The sequence below is a fragment of the Pseudomonas syringae group sp. J248-6 genome, assembly GCF_032586995.1.
GTDB classification, from domain to species: Bacteria; Pseudomonadota; Gammaproteobacteria; order Pseudomonadales; family Pseudomonadaceae; genus Aquipseudomonas; species Aquipseudomonas amygdali.
In genome coordinates this window covers 323631-339555 of record NZ_JAWHOP010000005.1, presented here as the reverse complement: position 1 = coordinate 339555, position 15925 = coordinate 323631, and the positions used below count along the sequence as shown (strand labels likewise).

The 15925-nt window shown below is 56.6% G+C and carries 15 protein-coding genes and 1 pseudogene; 10 read left to right on the top strand and 6 right to left on the bottom strand.

All coding sequences use genetic code 11. The features are described from left to right. Window positions 1-327 precede the first annotated feature (327 nt). The 6 genes and pseudogenes from RYC17_RS09755 to RYC17_RS09735 all read left to right on the top strand — a co-directional run bounded on the left by RYC17_RS09755 (window position 328) and on the right by RYC17_RS09735 (window position 6486). On the top strand, window positions 328-1092 hold the full coding sequence (locus RYC17_RS09755; RefSeq protein WP_058400660.1) for a LuxR family transcriptional regulator: 765 nt from the start codon (window positions 328-330) through the stop codon (window positions 1090-1092). Window positions 1093-1186: 94 nt separating this feature from the next. Further along, complete coding sequence (locus RYC17_RS09750) at window positions 1187-2110, top strand: proline iminopeptidase-family hydrolase (RefSeq protein WP_058400659.1); 924 nt, start codon at window positions 1187-1189, stop codon at window positions 2108-2110. Between the two features lie 268 nt (window positions 2111-2378). Then, window positions 2379-3146 (top strand): annotated as a pseudogene (locus tag RYC17_RS26910) (MCP four helix bundle domain-containing protein); the annotation flags it as partial. Then, window positions 3123-4004, top strand: a complete 882-nt coding sequence (locus tag RYC17_RS26905) for a methyl-accepting chemotaxis protein (RefSeq protein ID WP_410478454.1) — start codon at window positions 3123-3125, stop codon at window positions 4002-4004. The pseudogene RYC17_RS26910 and the gene RYC17_RS26905, both read left to right, overlap by 24 nt. A 216-nt stretch (window positions 4005-4220) precedes the next feature. Further along, complete coding sequence (locus RYC17_RS09740) at window positions 4221-4850, top strand: response regulator (protein ID WP_058400657.1); 630 nt, start codon at window positions 4221-4223, stop codon at window positions 4848-4850. A 46-nt stretch (window positions 4851-4896) separates the two neighbouring features. Continuing rightward, a complete protein-coding gene (locus RYC17_RS09735; protein WP_316902897.1) occupies window positions 4897-6486 on the top strand; it encodes a hybrid sensor histidine kinase/response regulator in 1590 nt (529 codons plus the stop codon). A 47-nt stretch (window positions 6487-6533) separates the two neighbouring features. Here the strand turns inward: RYC17_RS09735 and RYC17_RS09730 are convergent, their stop codons facing one another. Together RYC17_RS09730 and RYC17_RS09725 are read right to left on the bottom strand one after the other, a co-directional pair. Next, a complete protein-coding gene (locus tag RYC17_RS09730; protein WP_058400655.1) occupies window positions 6534-7031 on the bottom strand; it encodes a hypothetical protein in 498 nt (165 codons plus the stop codon). Between the two features lie 228 nt (window positions 7032-7259). Then, window positions 7260-8528, bottom strand: a complete 1269-nt coding sequence (locus RYC17_RS09725) for an OmpP1/FadL family transporter (protein WP_058400830.1) — start codon at window positions 8526-8528, stop codon at window positions 7260-7262. Between the two features lie 345 nt (window positions 8529-8873). On the opposite strand from RYC17_RS09725, the gene RYC17_RS09720 reads away from it, so the two are divergent. Continuing rightward, window positions 8874-9374 carry a GAF domain-containing protein gene (locus RYC17_RS09720; protein ID WP_122259416.1) on the top strand — a complete coding sequence of 167 codons (501 nt, stop codon included), beginning with the start codon at window positions 8874-8876 and terminating at the stop codon, window positions 9372-9374. Window positions 9375-9387: 13 nt separating this feature from the next. Here RYC17_RS09720 and RYC17_RS09715 read toward each other — a convergent pair whose 3' ends face one another. Further along, complete coding sequence (locus tag RYC17_RS09715) at window positions 9388-9843, bottom strand: GNAT family N-acetyltransferase (RefSeq protein WP_058409159.1); 456 nt, start codon at window positions 9841-9843, stop codon at window positions 9388-9390. A gap of 298 nt (window positions 9844-10141) precedes the next feature. Here RYC17_RS09715 and RYC17_RS09710 point away from each other — a divergent pair, with 298 nt between their 5' ends. The 3 genes from RYC17_RS09710 to RYC17_RS09700 all read left to right on the top strand — a co-directional run bounded on the left by RYC17_RS09710 (window position 10142) and on the right by RYC17_RS09700 (window position 13261). Then, complete coding sequence (locus RYC17_RS09710) at window positions 10142-11965, top strand: EAL domain-containing protein (protein WP_058400652.1); 1824 nt, start codon at window positions 10142-10144, stop codon at window positions 11963-11965. 91 nt (window positions 11966-12056) lie between these two features. Continuing rightward, complete coding sequence (locus tag RYC17_RS09705) at window positions 12057-12842, top strand: sulfite exporter TauE/SafE family protein (protein WP_058400651.1); 786 nt, start codon at window positions 12057-12059, stop codon at window positions 12840-12842. Between the two features lie 218 nt (window positions 12843-13060). Beyond that, window positions 13061-13261, top strand: coding sequence for a hypothetical protein (locus RYC17_RS09700; RefSeq protein ID WP_080394877.1), 201 nt, complete (start codon window positions 13061-13063; stop codon window positions 13259-13261). Window positions 13262-13513: 252 nt separating this feature from the next. Here the strand turns inward: RYC17_RS09700 and RYC17_RS09695 are convergent, their stop codons facing one another. From RYC17_RS09695 to garD, 3 genes are all read right to left on the bottom strand, one after another. Continuing rightward, window positions 13514-13708 (bottom strand): hypothetical protein, encoded by a 195-nt coding sequence (locus RYC17_RS09695; RefSeq protein WP_058400649.1) that lies wholly within the window; start codon window positions 13706-13708, stop codon window positions 13514-13516. 189 nt (window positions 13709-13897) lie between these two features. Further along, a complete protein-coding gene (locus RYC17_RS09690) occupies window positions 13898-14137 on the bottom strand; it encodes a PLDc N-terminal domain-containing protein (RefSeq protein ID WP_055007483.1) in 240 nt (79 codons plus the stop codon). A gap of 225 nt (window positions 14138-14362) precedes the next feature. After that, complete coding sequence (gene garD, locus RYC17_RS09685) at window positions 14363-15916, bottom strand: galactarate dehydratase (RefSeq protein WP_055006684.1); 1554 nt, start codon at window positions 15914-15916, stop codon at window positions 14363-14365. Between the last annotated feature and the right edge of the window lie 9 nt (window positions 15917-15925).

Sequence of the window (15925 nt, the reverse complement as noted above, 5' to 3'; positions counted from 1 at the left end):
TGCTGTGACAGAAAATTCAGCAGGACCGGAAAGTACGCCGCCACCCCTTTCACGCAAAAGGGCAGAGCGAAGTTGTAGTCGAACATTGACCATCCGTCGACTTTGATTGTTTTGCGCTCATCCGCCTTGCTCGCATACCCCATCGCACCTCACCTTTGCGGACGTCGCTCATGGCCTCAACCCTATCGCGCAGCGCCATGGCAAACAGCTAGCAATTCTTATAGGTTTTACACGACTGACAGCCGGTTGGACGCAGGCGTGGCACTGTCCTTGCTAATTGCTATATTAAGACCCCCACACCGGCTCAATGACAAAGGAGGTCAAGCCATGCATATCAGGTTGTCGGATTTCAATTCGCGTCTGCAATCGGCATCTACAGTGGATCAGCAAATGGATTGCGCACTGTTACTGGCCTCGGATCTTGGATTCGATGCAGTGATTTACGATTACAGCCCGGTGCCCGTGTCCCATGATGGAGCACTGATCACACCTTCGTTGCTTTCATTGCGCAACACCCCCGCCGACTGGCACGCACTCTGGTGCAGCCAGGGGTACTACCAGATCGACCCGGTGCAACACCTGGCCGTGGCCAGCGTTTCGCCTTTCGTATGGTCATACCAGCCCAAGGCCGAAACGGTGCTGCAAACCTTTATTACCGACATGCACAAGCCGGTGGTGCGCTATCTGCATGACTCACACATGACGTGTGGCGTGACAGTACCTATCCACATGCCCAAGGGCGGTTTCGCCACTCTGACAGGCCTGTGTTCCGACAGCAGCGACGCGGCGCTGGAAGATGCCCGGCAGAGCCTGGCCGAGTTCGGTCTGCTGGCTCATGCCTTTCAGGAAGTCGCCTACCCGCTGTTTGACCAGAAGATGCGCTCCTGCAATGCGATCAAGCTCACCCGCCGCGAGCGTGAATGCCTGAGCTGGTCTGCCGAAGGGCTGACGGCCAGAGAAATCGCCGATCAGCTCAACCGTTCGGTCGCCACGGTAACGCTGCATCTGAATTCGGCCATGCAGAAACTGGGGGCCAAAAACCGTGTGCAGGCGGTCGTGCGTGCCGTTCACTACCGTTTACTCGACCACTGACCGGTTTATCAGCCAAAACCTATCATTTTCTATAGTTTTAAGATGCCACGCGCAGCGCTATGGTGCCCCGAACTATCCAGCAGGGACCGGCGACATGGCAGACATGACGATCAAGGAAGGTTTTGCGCCGTTCGGCGACTATCAGACGTGGTATCGCGTCACCGGCAACTTGCAAGGCCCGCGTACACCGTTGGTCATTCTGCACGGCGGCCCCGGTTGTACCCATGATTACGTGGACTCGTTCAAGGACCTCGCCAGTAACACTCAGGCGGTGATCCATTACGATCAGTTGGGTAACGGAAAATCGACTCGCCTACCCCATGAGAGTCGCGAATTCTGGACAGTCGATCTGTTCTTGAGAGAGCTGAACAACCTGCTTGCCCACTTGGGCATCGAAGACAATTACGCGTTATTGGGCCAATCGTGGGGCGGCATGCTGGCTTCGGAACATGCGGTGCTCCAGCCCAAAGGCCTGAAAGCGCTGATTGTCGCCAACTCCCCGGCAGACATGCGTACCTGGGTAAGCGAGGCCAACCGACTGCGCGAGGCTTTGCCCGCAGCTGTGCAAGCTGCATTGCTCAAGCACGAACAAGCGGGAACGTTGACTGACCCGGAGTACCTGGAAGCATCGCGGGCATTTTATGACCGTCATGTATGTCGCATCACACCCTGGCCGGACGAGGTGAAACGCACCTTCGACCAGATCGACGCGGACCCGACCGTGTATCACGCCATGAATGGCCCTACCGAATTTCACGTTATCGGCACTTTGAAGAACTGGACCATTGTCGACAGGCTGGAAAACATCAAGGTCCCGACCTTGGTGATTTCGGGGTTTTATGACGAAGCCACTCCACTCGTGGTGAAACCTTACGTGGAGAACATCCCTGATGTTCGCGCGTCGGAGTTCAGAGAGTCCAGTCACATGCCCCATGTGGAAGAAAGAATGGCCTGCATGGGCTGCATAGCCGGTTTTCTGGACATATTGCCTGTGACCGCTACTCAGTCAGCGGCTTAGCCAGCAGGCTCCCAATGAATGCAGACCTCGAAAAACCACATTACTAGAGTTAATACGTTAACAACAGTGAATCGTGTAAACCGTTGACAGGATTCACTGTGTGACGGGAAGTTTTAGGAACACTTGCTTAACAAACCCTAAACAACATTACACTCATCATGAAATAACTTTCATCGCTATTAATTAAAGCTCTCACGGCTTCAGCAGAAAAACAGTTATCGGAAAGGAACGTATTGTCCCTCCGCCTGTTTTGCCGCTGGAGGCAACCATGAACATCAGATCGCTGAATATTTCACGCAGGGCATCCCTGTTTTTTGGCGTTATTACCTTGCTGCTGATCGGCCTCGGAGGATTCTCCTACGTGCAGATCGACCACCTGCGCACGGCCGAGCAGAACATCGAAGAAAATTCGTTGCCCAGCATTCAGATCGTCGACGACATTCAGATCGCCCTGCTTCACGCTCGACTGGAAAGCATCAGAATGCTCGCCAGTAACGATCCTGCCGTGCACAGCACAGCAGAAGCCAAAGCCCGGGAGGCGATCGAGGCGCTTCGCTCAAGCAGCGAGTTCTATCGGAAAAACCTGATTTCGGGCGAAGCCGACCGTGCGCAATTCGAAGACGCCAACAGCAAGATGGGGGCCTACATCGACGGCGTGAAACAGATCATCGCCATGGACAGCTCCGATCATGAAAAAGCTGTTTCCTTTGCGAACTCAGAGCAGGTTCAGCGCGCCACTGCCTATCAGGAAAAACTCACCACGCTGCGTGGGCACAATGCTGAAGAAGCCGTGAGCTCCGGAAAAGATGCCACCGACGTGTACAACCACAGCGTCAATGTATTGCTGACCGTTGTTATTGCAGCGTCCCTTCTGACCGTGGTTCTGGCGATTACCCTGACACGCAGTATTGTCGATCCGCTCAATGCTTCTCTCAAACTGGCAGAAGACATCGCCTCAGGCGACCTGACCCGGCAACTGGGCGTTACCGGCAGCGACGAAGCATCACGCTTGATGACGGCCCTCAACACCATGTCGGGGAACCTGCGTACCACCATTCATGAGATTTCCGGAGCATCCGCCCAACTGAGCACCGCTGCCGTCGAGATGACGTCAATCACCGAAAGCGCCGACCGTACACTGCAACAACAGAACAGCGAAATCGAACAGGCCGCTACTGCTGTAAACGAAATGAGTGCTGCCGTAGAAGAGGTCGCTCGTAATGCTACTTCTACCTCCCAGGCTGCCCAACAATCCAGCCTCTCCGCCGACCTGGGCAACCAGCGCGTAACCGAAACCCTGACCGCCATGCAGAACCTGACCGGTCTGGTCGAGGGCTCTTCTGCACAAGTCACAGCCCTGGCCGGCCAGGCACAGGACATCAGCAAAGTGTTGGGCGTGATTCGCGGAATTGCCGAGCAGACCAACCTGCTGGCATTGAACGCAGCCATCGAAGCCGCGCGTGCCGGTGAACAAGGTCGTGGTTTTGCCGTGGTGGCTGATGAAGTGCGCGCGCTGGCGCATCGCACACAAACGTCCACTCAGGAAGTCGAACAGATGATCTCGGCGATTCAGGCCGGTTCTTCGGCCACGGTCGAGTCCATGCAGAAGAGTACTCAGGAAGTCCACAGCACTCGCAAGACAGCAGAAGACGCCGGGCAATCGCTGCGCCAGATCACCGACTCGGTACTGGAGATCAATAACCGTAACCTGCAGATCGCTGCAGCATCCGAGCAACAGGCGCATGTAGCGCGTGATGTCGACAGAAGCCTGATCAGCATCCGTGATCTGGCCGTACAGAGCAGCGAAGGCACCCGGCAAACACTGATTGCCAGTACCGAACTTTCGCAGTTGGCAGTCAACTTGAATGATCTTGTACTGCGCTTCAAGACATGAGGCAAAACGGGATCCATAACTATCGGGCATGGCGGCAATGCAGCGGATTCGTCTGCTGCACCTTTTTATAGCGCTAGTGCCATTTCTGGCAAAAAAACAATAACAAAATGCCAGCACTCGACCGCCATTAAAGTTGCACTTCATTTGTTTCATTAACGATACAAATACGTTCTATCAGGTATGATGCGCGCTACTTGAATACGGGAAGTATGAGGTATGCCGTGCAGAATCATCGTGGCCGACGATCACCCACTGTTTCGTGAGGGCATGCTGCGTACTATCGAGCGGCTGATACCTGAAGCGATTATCGAAGAAGCAGGCAATCTGGATGAAGTACTCACCCTCGCACGCCGGGGTGATGAGGTCGATACTCTGGTGCTCGACCTGCGCTTTCCGGGGCTAACTTCGATACAGACCATCGGCAGCCTGCGCAGCGAGTTCAAACGCACATCAATCATTGTGGTCTCGATGGTCGATGATCTGGACACCATTTCACAGGTCATGTCTCAGGGTGCGGATGGCTTCATTGGCAAAAATATAGACCCCCTGGAAATTGCCGAATCCATCATCGCCATTCGCGATGGCGAAGTGGTGGTCAAGTACAAGCCCGAAGGTTCGTTACTGAGCGATCTGGATACTGGCGCAATCAGCCATCTGACCGCACGTCAAAGAGAAGTACTGGGGCTTGTGGCGTCCGGAAAAACCAATAAGGAAATCGCCAGGGATCTGGGTATTTCACCCTTTACCGTGCGTATTCATGTCTCCAGCCTGCTCAAGGCGCTTGGTGTGCCCACCCGATCGGCTGCCGCTGCACAGTTTTCCAGCCTGGCCGGCAAACAGCACTGAGACGGTAGCCGCCATGTCATTACTGCCCAAACGAATAGATCTGGAAATGACTCAGGCGCTACTGCGCATGGCGGTCATTGCCACCTCGATCCTTTACGCACTGATCGCGTACGGGATGGGGGAAATGTCAGAGAACAAGCTGTTTGTGATCCTGGCTTATTGCATGGGTTTTGGCGTCGTCACGGTGGGGCTGATCATACGCATTGCCCAGCGCCCGGGCGCCTCAGGCAGACGACGTCTGTTTGCCCTGGTGACCGATAATCTGGCGGGAATCGTGACGATCTCGGTTGGCGGCGAGGCCATGTTGCCGGTGTACTCGGTGATGCTGAGCATGACGGTCGGCTACGGCATGCGTTACGGGCGCAACTACCTGCTGCTGGCAACCGGCTTTTCCATGATTTCGTTGATGATCATCATCGTGCTCACGCCGTTTCTGCGTGAGCACCATGCTGTGGCCGTCATGATGATCCTGACCATGCTGGTCCTGCCGCTGTTTGTCTATTTTCTGCTTGGCCGACTGCACATGGCCCTTGAAGAAACCCAGGCGGCCAATCAGGCCAAGTCAAGGTTTCTGGCACAGGCCAGCCATGACCTGCGCCAGCCGATCCACTCCATCAGCCTGTTTACCGCCTGCCTGCGCGATGCGCCTTTGGGCGATAACGAACAACGTCTGGTGAATAACATCGACCGGGCGTTGAGTGCGGTAGAACAACTGTTTCGTTCGTTGCTGGACATCTACACCCTCAACCAGGGCGAAGTCGCACCGCGTCCCGAATCAGTCGACCTGGATGCACTGCTCAACGGGCTGGCCGCGCAGAACAGCGAGGCTGCTACCTGGGCTGGCGTGGATATTCGCGTACACAGCGGCAACCATCACGTCTGGACCGACCCCGCCTTGCTGCGCACGCTATTGCAGAACCTTGTTTCCAATGCATTCAAATACGCACCGGGCAAACCGATTCTGATTGGCTGTCGCCGGCAAAAAGGCACCGTCAGCATTGGTGTTTATGATCGGGGCCGCGGCATACCCGCCGAGCACTTGCCGCACTTGTGCAACGAGTTCTATCGCGTCCGCGAGAAGCGTGACCGCGACATTGAAGGTGTTGGCCTGGGGCTGAGTATCGTCAGCCGTATCGCCAGGCTCATGAACCTGCGGGTCAATATCAGTTCAGTGCCCGAGCGCGGCACTGCGGTAACCGTCAGCGGCCTGAAAGCGGTGACCGCCAGCCAGCCGGTGAACAACATCGAAATCAACTGGAATACCCGCCTGCTTTCCGGTCTGCGCGTCATGCTGATCGAGGACAATCGCAACGTGCTTGAAGCCACCGCCATGTTGCTACGCAGATGGGGCTGCGAGGTCCAGACCTTCAGCAGCATCCCCGAGATCAGTGTCGACTGTGATCTGGTAGTCACTGACTTCGATCTGGATCGTACGGCGTCGGGCGCCGACTGCATTGCCTACCTGAGCGGGCTGCAGGGAAGGCGCATACCCGCCATCGTGATCACCGGCCATGAGCTTCAGCACGTTCGGCAGACACTGAACGATCCGGATATCCCCGTTCTTTCAAAACCGGTGAGGCCGGTCGAACTGCGCTCGCTGTTGTTGAGTTTCAAGGCCGGTTCGGCGGTGTACTGACAGCCATTGGAATGTGCTGCTTTCAGACGTTGGGCAGCAGGCTGTGGTCAATCCGTTGTGAAGCGCTCAACCACGTTGCCTTTAAACTTGATGAAGATGCGCGTAATCGACGCTTTTCTTCCGGTAGCTTGCGTGCCGCTCAGTGTGCTTGCGTCGCCCATTATTTCCTGTGCATCGCCCATGCGCGATTGCCCCTGAAGCAAGGTGGATGCCGCGTCTCCGGAACCATATCGGTTAGAGTACTTGACCGCCATCTTGGTCAATGAGTTAAGACCTGATTCGTTACGGTCGTAGTACCACTCAGAGCTGTTATCGGACACATTGTCCTGCGCCGAATAAGGCGCACCAAACGCCTGGCGAATCTGTTCCTTGGTCGACTTTCGGGCAATGATGTTGGCCCTTATATAGTCAGGCGCATATTTGTAATCACCGGTCAGGGTATCGAGCGGGTTGCCGCCACCGGTCGAACAGGCCGTCATGGTTGCTGTAACTAGCGTAATCGCCGCCAACCCTCTTATGTTTGCCAAATGGCGAGAAATACCCATGCGCGTTCCCTCTGAAAACAAGTCTGTTGTGAGTGATCCGTTTACACCACTGCAAGACCTTTTACGGTCGCGCACGCGCGGCCGGCGACGTTATAAAAACGTCGTCTACCATCGAGAAGTCAGGGTGTTATTCAGCGCATTAGCTTAAGTGGCCGACCCAGGGCCAGCCATAGTACGGATGTACTAGTAACAGTACGGATGTACTGCCTCTGCAGATTTACAACTTTCTCAGAAACGGTAAGTCGCCCCCACACCCAAAAAGCTGGCGCGGTTCTGATAGCGCGCGCTGTAACTGGCCAGCGCATTGGCGCGGCTGACATCAACACTTTCTTCTTTAAGGTAGGCGTAGGCAACATCAAGGGTCAGTTCTTTGCTGACGTCATAACCCGCGCCCACACTGAAGATCGTACGGTCGCCGGTCGGTGTGCGTGGCGAGCGATTGGTATTGCTGGTCGGTGACTGATCCAGACGGATGCCGGTACGCAACGACCAGTGTGAATCCAGTCGATACGATGTGCCGAGCGCATAGGCCCAGGTATCGTGCCAGTCCAGCCCGCCTGCGATAGCGCCAGACAAGGACGCAGCCAGTATCCCACCGCGCGCGGGGCTGATGTTCTCGGTGCTGAAACTCAGGTCCTTCATGCGGCTCCAGCGCGTCCAGGTCGTTCCCGCATAAAGTGTCCAGGCATCGGTGAGCTTCTGAGTGACTGACAACTCGTAGGATTCAGGAGTATCGACCTGTAGCGAGCAGTCATAGCGATTGCTGCTCAGCAACTGGGCTGGCGTACCGGCACCTGTGGCAACCTCGGTGTGGCAATCAAGGTCGTAGCGCACTTTGGAGTGGTAGGTCAGCCCAGCCTGCGTGGTATCAGTCAGGCTGGCCAGAACGCCGATATTGAAGCCCAGCGCGACATCCTTGCCCTTCACTTTCACATTACTGTCGGCGATGGCCGGGTTAAGCGTCAGGTCCGACTCCAGCGAGCCGGCAAACTGATTGATGGTCGGCCCGAAGCCCACCGATACCCTGTCATTGAAGGCATAACTCAATGTCGGTTGCAGGGTCAGAACTTTTGCATCGCTCTTGCTGGCAAAGGCGCGCCCCTGAAAACCGCGTTCGTAATCCGTCGCCAGGCCGAACGGAACGTACGCGCCAAGGCCAATGGCCCAGTGTTCATTCAGCCTGCGGGTATAGAAACCGAACGGGATGGCCTTGAATGGCACCATGTCGCCATCGTTGCTGCCGCTCGAACGTCCACTCGCCCGGCTGATATCCGTCGATGCATCGATAAAGGTAGCGCCACCGGTGACCTGCTGGCCGGCCAGACGCGCCATGCCTGCCGGGTTGCCGTATACCGTGCCGGCATCTTCGGCGGCAGAGGCCCGACCCGCAAACGCTGTGCCCATGCCGCTTATGCCTTGCTCGTTAAGCGCAAAGCCACCTGCATACAAGTGCGTGGAAATCATGGCAACCGTAAAGCCCAGGGTCGTCTTGTGCATGGTGTTCAATGCTCGCAGTAAGGGGTTCCGGTCAATCCGGCTGAAATAGGAAACTGCCTGCATACACCTTCAAAGTGTTTTCAGGCATTCCATGCGCTGGCAAACCTGCGATTTTATCAACGCAAAAATGGGATCCCTATAGTACACATGTACTAGTACACGCCCCTGGGTAAGTCCTTAACGTTGACAAGGGCATTAAACTCGTTAAATAGTTGGAGGCGACGAACACGATATTTCATGTAAGCCACGATCAGGTATGGCACGATCACTTCCTGCACAAGATCGGCAGCGCCAGGCGTACTGCCAAGGCTGCATCAGTGCTTTCTATGACCAGGGTGACGCATTTTGAACAACAAATTGACTTCAGCAGAGCTGGCAGTCATCAGTGAAATCGAGGCCACTTCCAGCCTGTTACGGCTGGTAACCCGGCTGACCGGCCTGAGATTCGCGGCAATTGCCAAAGTAACCGAAACCAGCTGGACGGCATGTGCTGTGTACGACGAGATCAAGTTCGGACTGGAGGCCGGTCACGAGCTCAAACTGGAAACCACGCTGTGCAATGAGTTACGCCAGCACAAGCGTCCTATCGTGATCAACGAAGTTGCCACGGATGCGGTCTACTCAGAGCACCCCATCCCGAAACTCTATGGTTTTCAGAGCTATTTCTCGTTGCCGATCATTTTCCCCAACGGAGACTTTTTCGGCACGCTGTGCGGTCTGGACAACGTGCCGACGCCACTCGACGACGTCGATACGCTCGATACCCTGAAAGTCTTCTGCACGTTGATCGCCAGCACGCTGTACGCGCACTACCAACTGCAGGAAATGCAGGAAGTCACTGCTTAAGGCATGGAATGCCTCAGGTGCGCAATTGCCGTTCCATGATCAATGTGCGCTCCTCCCCTTCCTGATGCTCTCGCACCAACCTGAAACCCAGCGCTGTATAAAACTCCTGCGCGGTCAAGGATGACGGCACAATCAGCAGCTCCAGGCCTGCCCCACGGGCGATATGCTCCAGCTCTGCCATCAACAAACGCCCGATGCCCCGACGATGCCAGTCAGGGTCGACAAACACCGAGCGCACCACCTGACCCTCCAGGCTGGCAGTTCCGACAACCACCTCCCCCGCCACCGCCACAAACATCCGACGTTGCTGCATGAGCCGCTCAATGGCAGCCGGGCTGAAACTCAGTTGCACGCGCTCGATCACACTGGCCGGGTAATCCCTGGCATTGCTGGTACGCAAGGCAGTCAGCACCACTCGACTGATGGCGCCAGCGTCTGCTGTACGTGCGGGTCGAACCTTGATGTTCATTTTTCGTACCTGGGCAGATAAACCGCAAATGAAGCGCACAGTGAAAGCCGTGCTTCGTTCATACCGAGCCATGAGCGTTTTGCTCATTTGCAACCAAACGACGAATGGCAATGTTTGTAACACTCAGAATACAAAAGAGCAGGCCCTTTATTTTATGGGGCTGCAAGACCGATAGCGCTCAAAAATAACCGTTTGTGGCCGATCAACCTGTACCTCGCCTGTAATTGAAATTTTTTCATCTGTTAAAGTCAGTCTCGTGATGTCATATAGTCATCACCGAACACCCATCGAGAATTTTATGAACGCCAGTGCCCCCATTCCGCTGAATGAAACGCAACGTCTGTTGCGCATCAGGGAGCTGTGCGTGCTTGAAGACACCTCCGACGATGTGTTCGATGAAATCGTGGCAATGACCGCCGATTTCTTCCAGACGCCGATTGCGTTGATCTCGATTGTCGATGAACACCGTCAGTGGTTTCGCGCCCGAGTGGGGCTGAGTGCCCGGGAAACGCCACGCAACGTCTCGTTCTGTGCCTACACGATCCTTTCCGACACGTTGTTCGAAATTCCGGATGCGACCCTCGACGACCGGTTCGTGAACAATAGCCTGGTGACCGGCCACCCCGATATTCGCTACTACGCGGGTGCCCCGCTGATTACCGATGACGGCATCGCTCTGGGCAGCCTGTGCGTGATCGACACCAAGCCGCGTGAACCGATGAGCGAGCATCAGACGCAGATGCTCAAGCGTTTCGCCTCATTGGTCATGAAACGCATAGTCAGCTTGCGTCTCAGTTGCTTCATTGACCAGCCGACCGGCTTGTATAACCGCTCACGCCTGCAGGAAGACATCCATCAGGCACTGGCATCGAGCGTTGATTATCAGTTGGTCGTGGTGGACATGATCACCTCTGCGTTCCTGAACGACATTGTCAAGGCTCTGGGCTACAGCTTCTCTCAGGACCTGGTGACCGAAATCAAGAGCCGCCTGGAGCATCTGCTGCCGCCAACCTGTTCGCTGTACAAGGTCAGCCCTACCCGCTTCGGCTTTCTGCTGGCCGGAGACCGAGTGCCTGATCATCTGTTTCGGACCATTCTCGAAGACTTCGAGACCCCCGTGGAATGCCGGGGCATTCCGGTGCAGATGCAGGTAGGTCTGGGGGTTGTCACCCTGAACCGCGACCCGACCGAAGAGCAGGACTGGATGCGCATGGTCATCAGCGCTGCCGATGATGCTCGCGACCGGAATCTGGGCTGGGCGATGTATGAGCCGCACTTCGATGCCGCTCAGCAACGTGCTTTCAAACTGCTCAGTTCGTTGACCAGCGCGGTGCACTCGCATGATCAACTGCGCCTGGTCTACCAGCCGCGCATCGACCTCGCCTCCGGCCTGTGCACCTCGGTAGAAGCCTTGCTGCGCTGGAACCACCCGACGCTCGGTCCCATCGGGCCTGCCGAATTCGTACCGCTGGCCGAGAAAACCGCACTCATGCGTCCGCTGAGTCTGTGGGTGCTGACAAGCGCAATCGAGCAGGCCGCCCGCTGGCAGCAACAGGGCTTCGATTTCCGTATTGCGATCAACGTCACCCCGGAAGACCTCACCGGTCCGGCTTTCACTGACCGGATGATCCGCCTGCTGGGTCAGCACAAGATCGACCCCACGCGCTTTGAGCTGGAGTTCACCGAGGGCGCGTTGATGCACAACCCGGCCGAAGTGCGCCACCAGCTGGAACGCATGCGGCAGATGGGCATGGATGTGGCGATCGATGACTTTGGTACGGGCTACAGCAACTGGAACTACCTGCGGCAATTGCCCGCAACCACCGTCAAGCTCGATCAGTCGCTGATTCGCAATCTGGCTTCCGACAAGACCGATCAGCGTCTGGTCAAGGCACTGATCGGTCTTGCCAAGAAGCTGGGTTATTGCGTGGTGGCCGAAGGCATCGAAACAGACGACATTCGCCGTCTGGTCAAGCAATGGGGTTGTGACGAGGGTCAGGGCTATCTGATTTCCAAGCCTATGGAAGCCGACGCCGTACTGAACTGGCTAGGCCCTGACCGCCGCCTGCAAACGGTCACTGAAGCCGCCGAAGCCGCCGTCATCCGCGACAAACGGTTATAACCTTAGAACACTTCTTCATAACCGTTTGCAACACAAGCCGTTATGCTGCCCGCCACTTTTTGCCTGATGCGTTTGCTTGAATGGGTTGGTTATGGAAGCGGGTGGTCTGGGGTTTGTAGTTGCAGGGTTGGTAGTCGGTTTTATCGTTGGCATGACCGGTGTCGGCGGTGGCTCGCTGATGACGCCCATTCTGTTGTGGTTCGGCATCAACCCGGCCACGGCGGTCGGCACCGACCTTCTGTATGCGGCGATTACCAAATCCGGCGGGGTTCTGGTACATCGCAAGAATGACAACATCGACTGGAAAGTCACCGGTCTGCTGACCCTGGGCAGCGTCCCTGCCGTGCTCCTGACGCTGTGGTTCCTGAGCACGCTGCACACCGCACCTGAGGCCCTGAACGCGATCATCAAGCAGGCGCTGGGCTTCGTGCTGCTGCTCACTGCTCTGGCCGTTCTGTTCAAGAAAAAGCTGCTGGCCTTCGCTCATGGTCGCGGGGACGGGCATTCGTTTTTCAGCGGTACGAGCCTGACCGTATTAACGGTCATCACCGGTTTGATCCTCGGCACCATGGTCGCACTGACCTCCATTGGTGCAGGTGCGCTGGGTACCGTGGCGTTGTTCATCCTCTATCCGCTGCTACCGACCCGGCGTCTGGTAGGCACGGAAATCGCCCACGCCGTCCCTCTCACGCTGGTTGCAGGTCTGGGCCACGCGAGCATGGGTAACATGAACTGGGAATTGCTGGGCTGGCTGCTGATGGGCTCATTGCCCGGCATTTACCTGGGCAGCCACATGGCGGGCCGCGTTTCCGACGACCTGCTGCGGCCTTTCCTGGCCATCATGCTGGGCATGATCGGCTTCAAGCTGGCGTTCTGATCCTGACGCCCATCAGCCTGTCACATTTTTGCGTCAGGCTGCCCGCTTGGCAAAACCTGAAAAGCCGCCCGTACCTGTTCAGTTGCGAACGGCGCGCATTCATCGGGAATTGTAATTTTTTGTAGCTCGATACCGATTTTCGGCGCAGGATTTCGTCCGTCTGCTTTCGCGCCGATGACCCGGCACAGACTTACCCTCACTGACAGGAGATGCCAACAATGCTCATCCGAATTGAAGAAGGTGTACATGGGGCTGCTTGGGTTGTAAAACTGGACGAATACCCGGTCAAGTGCCGGAGTTGGCAGGAAGCCAGAGAATTCGCCGATCGCATGAAATCCAGGATCGATGCACCTCATTCGTTGCCTCATCTGGCACGACGCGTAGCACCTGAAAGACACTCAAGCGCAATGGCCCGCTAGGCTCCAGAACCCGCTCCTGAATAATTCGAGACCGCGTTGTCAGGCGACTGGCAACGTTGTTTCATCCCGTCACAATGCCTTTCATTCTGTTACACCACTTCTCGTTTCCATGACATCCGTTTCACATCCTCTTCACGTCCGGCTGCGTAAATTGACCCTACTCCTTTGATGAATCCCATTTGGCCCACCCCGTTGTGGGCCATTTTTTTGCCTGCAGAAAAGTACCAACGCGCCACTATCAATCAGGCCGGGTTACTCGCTTTGCACCTTTTGCGACGAAGAAGCAGTCAGGACCGGGCTGCTCAAGACACCAGCGCTCAACTCCGCCAGGCGATCATTGCCCGTACCATTGGCCATATTGTTGCTCCAATTCGCTGTCGTCGTTGCCACCCAGCCCAGCACGAACAATGCAACCGCCTGCAACGCCCACTTGGTAATGATCGACATGTGCTCTCTCCTTGTTCGGGTCTGGATGGCGAGCATGTAAACACCCCACCATGACAGAAGAATTGCAGAGATTTTTATTTTTGCCAGCCACAAGCCCATCTTTGTGAAAAGAATGTTTGCGAAACGGGAATGAGCGGTCTGCAAGAGAAATACCCACACCCGTGGGTGGGGTATTTCCAGAAGGCGGGGTCAGTACTTGGTGCTTTGCTGCTCAGGCCTGGCAGGCGTGTCCACATGGCGCGGGCCAGCGACCAGCAGGGCCAATACGCCAACAATCGGCACGGCAACAACAACGATGATCCACATCAGCTTGTTGCTGGATTGCGTCTTGCTCTTGCGGATACGCATGACTGCCCAAATGTCTGAAATCACGATCAGAGCAGTCAGCGCTGCAAACAGCCACAAATGATTTTCCGATATCCAACCCATTTGAAATCTCCTGCACCATCAACGAAGGCAGCCAGACCGGCTGCCCTACTGTAGAAGAGGCCGGAAAGCGGCCTAAAGTTCAGAGAATCTTTCGGATTGTGCGTCATGTCCTGGATCGGACGCAGAGTGTCCAGAATGGCATACCGACGCAAAGCGTCGGCACGATAGCTGCGAAATTATCGTTCCATACGCTCCAGCGCGGGAATGCCGCTCGTGACGCTCCTGTCAGGTAATCGGTGCCGGGTTGAACAGCGTGATGTCGTTGTGCAGCCGGTAGTGCTCGGTCCAGGTCTTTTTCTTGCCGCTGGCCACATCCAGATAGAAGTGGAAAAGCTCCCAGCCCAGGTCCTCGATGCTTGCGCGTCCTGTGGCAATGCGTCCGGCGTCTATGTCGATCAGGTCAGGCCAGCGCTGAGCCAGTTCGGTGCGGGTCGAGACCTTCACCACCGGTGCCATCGCCAGACCATACGGCGTACCGCGTCCGGTAGTGAACACATGCAGGTTCATGCCCGCAGCCAGTTGCAAGGTACCGCAGACGAAGTCACTGGCCGGCGTAGCACAGAAGATCAGCCCCTTGCCATTGACCCGCTCACCAGGGCCGAGCACGCCGTTGATGGCGCTGCTGCCTGACTTGACGATAGACCCGAGGGACTTCTCGACAATGTTCGACAACCCGCCCTTCTTGTTGCCCGGCGTAGTGTTGGCGCTGCGATCTGCCTCGCCTTTGGCCAGGTAACGGTCGTACCAGTCCATTTCCCGTACCAGTGCCTGCGCGACCTCCTGATCCTGCGCGCGGGATGTCAGCAGATAGATGGCGTCGCGCACTTCGGTTACTTCGGAAAACATCACCGTCGCACCGGCACGCAGCAACAGGTCCGAGGCGTAGCCCAGCGCCGGGTTGGCGGTGATGCCGGAAAACGCATCACTGCCGCCGCACTGCATACCGAGGATCAACTCCGAAGCAGGTACTGTTTCACGACGACGCAGGTTCAGCTTCTGCAGGCGCGTCTCGGCCAGCTCCATGATCTGTTCAATCATTTCGTTGAAGCCGTGACTGGAGTCCTGAAGCCGATACAGCCAGGGCTCGCTCAGGTCCACAGAACTGTCGCCCTCGTGCATCACCTGCCCGGCTTGCAACTTCTCGCAGCCCAGGCTGATCACCAGCGCCTCGCCACCCAGGTTCGGGTTGCGTGCCAGATTGCGCACAGTACGAATCGGGATATAGGCATCGGTGGCGGTAATGGCCACGCCGCAGCCGTAGCTGTGGGTCAGGGCCACCACGTCATCGACGTTCGGGTACTTGGGCAACAGCTCGTCGCGGATGCGCTTGACCGCATGATCAAGCACGCCGGTCACACACTGCACGGTGGTGGTGATACCGAGAATGTTGCGGGTACCCACCGTGCCGTCAGCGTTGCGATAGCCCTCGAAGGTATACCCCTCCAGCGGTGCCTGTTTCTCGGGCACCGCGTCGGACATCGGCAGGCTGTCGAGCGCAGGTGCCGAGGGCATGCGCAGCTGGTCTTCCCTGACCCAGCTGCCACGCGGTATCGGTTGCAGCGCATAGCCTATGGTGTGGCCATAACGAATCACGGCCTCGCCCACGGCCAGGTCAACGGTGCTGACCTTGTGGCTCTGCGGGACGTTATCGACAGTCACCAGGCCGTTGTCGAATTCGGTTCCGGCCGGCACGCCCTGGTCGTTGACCACGACCACGACGTTATCCAGCGGATGCAGCCGGATATAGCGCGGCGAATCGGCATGTTGAATCAGGTTCATCACGGTTTC

What these genes read in the sequence shown, in the direction of transcription:
- RYC17_RS09755 (WP_058400660.1), top strand. Translation starts at nt 328, where the DNA reads ATGCATATCAGGTTGTCGGATTTCAATTCGCGTCTGCAATCGGCATCT.
- RYC17_RS09750 (WP_058400659.1), top strand. Translation starts at nt 1,187, where the DNA reads ATGGCAGACATGACGATCAAGGAAGGTTTTGCGCCGTTCGGCGACTAT.
- RYC17_RS26905 (WP_410478454.1), top strand. Translation starts at nt 3,123, where the DNA reads ATGACGGCCCTCAACACCATGTCGGGGAACCTGCGTACCACCATTCAT.
- RYC17_RS09740 (WP_058400657.1), top strand. Translation starts at nt 4,221, where the DNA reads ATGCCGTGCAGAATCATCGTGGCCGACGATCACCCACTGTTTCGTGAG.
- RYC17_RS09735 (WP_316902897.1), top strand. Translation starts at nt 4,897, where the DNA reads ATGACTCAGGCGCTACTGCGCATGGCGGTCATTGCCACCTCGATCCTT.
- RYC17_RS09730 (WP_058400655.1), bottom strand. Translation starts at nt 7,031, where the DNA reads ATGGGTATTTCTCGCCATTTGGCAAACATAAGAGGGTTGGCGGCGATT.
- RYC17_RS09725 (WP_058400830.1), bottom strand. Translation starts at nt 8,528, where the DNA reads ATGCACAAGACGACCCTGGGCTTTACGGTTGCCATGATTTCCACGCAC.
- RYC17_RS09715 (WP_058409159.1), bottom strand. Translation starts at nt 9,843, where the DNA reads ATGAACATCAAGGTTCGACCCGCACGTACAGCAGACGCTGGCGCCATC.
- RYC17_RS09710 (WP_058400652.1), top strand. Translation starts at nt 10,142, where the DNA reads ATGAACGCCAGTGCCCCCATTCCGCTGAATGAAACGCAACGTCTGTTG.
- RYC17_RS09705 (WP_058400651.1), top strand. Translation starts at nt 12,057, where the DNA reads ATGGAAGCGGGTGGTCTGGGGTTTGTAGTTGCAGGGTTGGTAGTCGGT.
- RYC17_RS09700 (WP_080394877.1), top strand. Translation starts at nt 13,061, where the DNA reads ATGCTCATCCGAATTGAAGAAGGTGTACATGGGGCTGCTTGGGTTGTA.
- RYC17_RS09695 (WP_058400649.1), bottom strand. Translation starts at nt 13,708, where the DNA reads ATGTCGATCATTACCAAGTGGGCGTTGCAGGCGGTTGCATTGTTCGTG.
- RYC17_RS09690 (WP_055007483.1), bottom strand. Translation starts at nt 14,137, where the DNA reads ATGGGTTGGATATCGGAAAATCATTTGTGGCTGTTTGCAGCGCTGACT.
- garD (WP_055006684.1), bottom strand. Translation starts at nt 15,916, where the DNA reads ATGAACCTGATTCAACATGCCGATTCGCCGCGCTATATCCGGCTGCAT.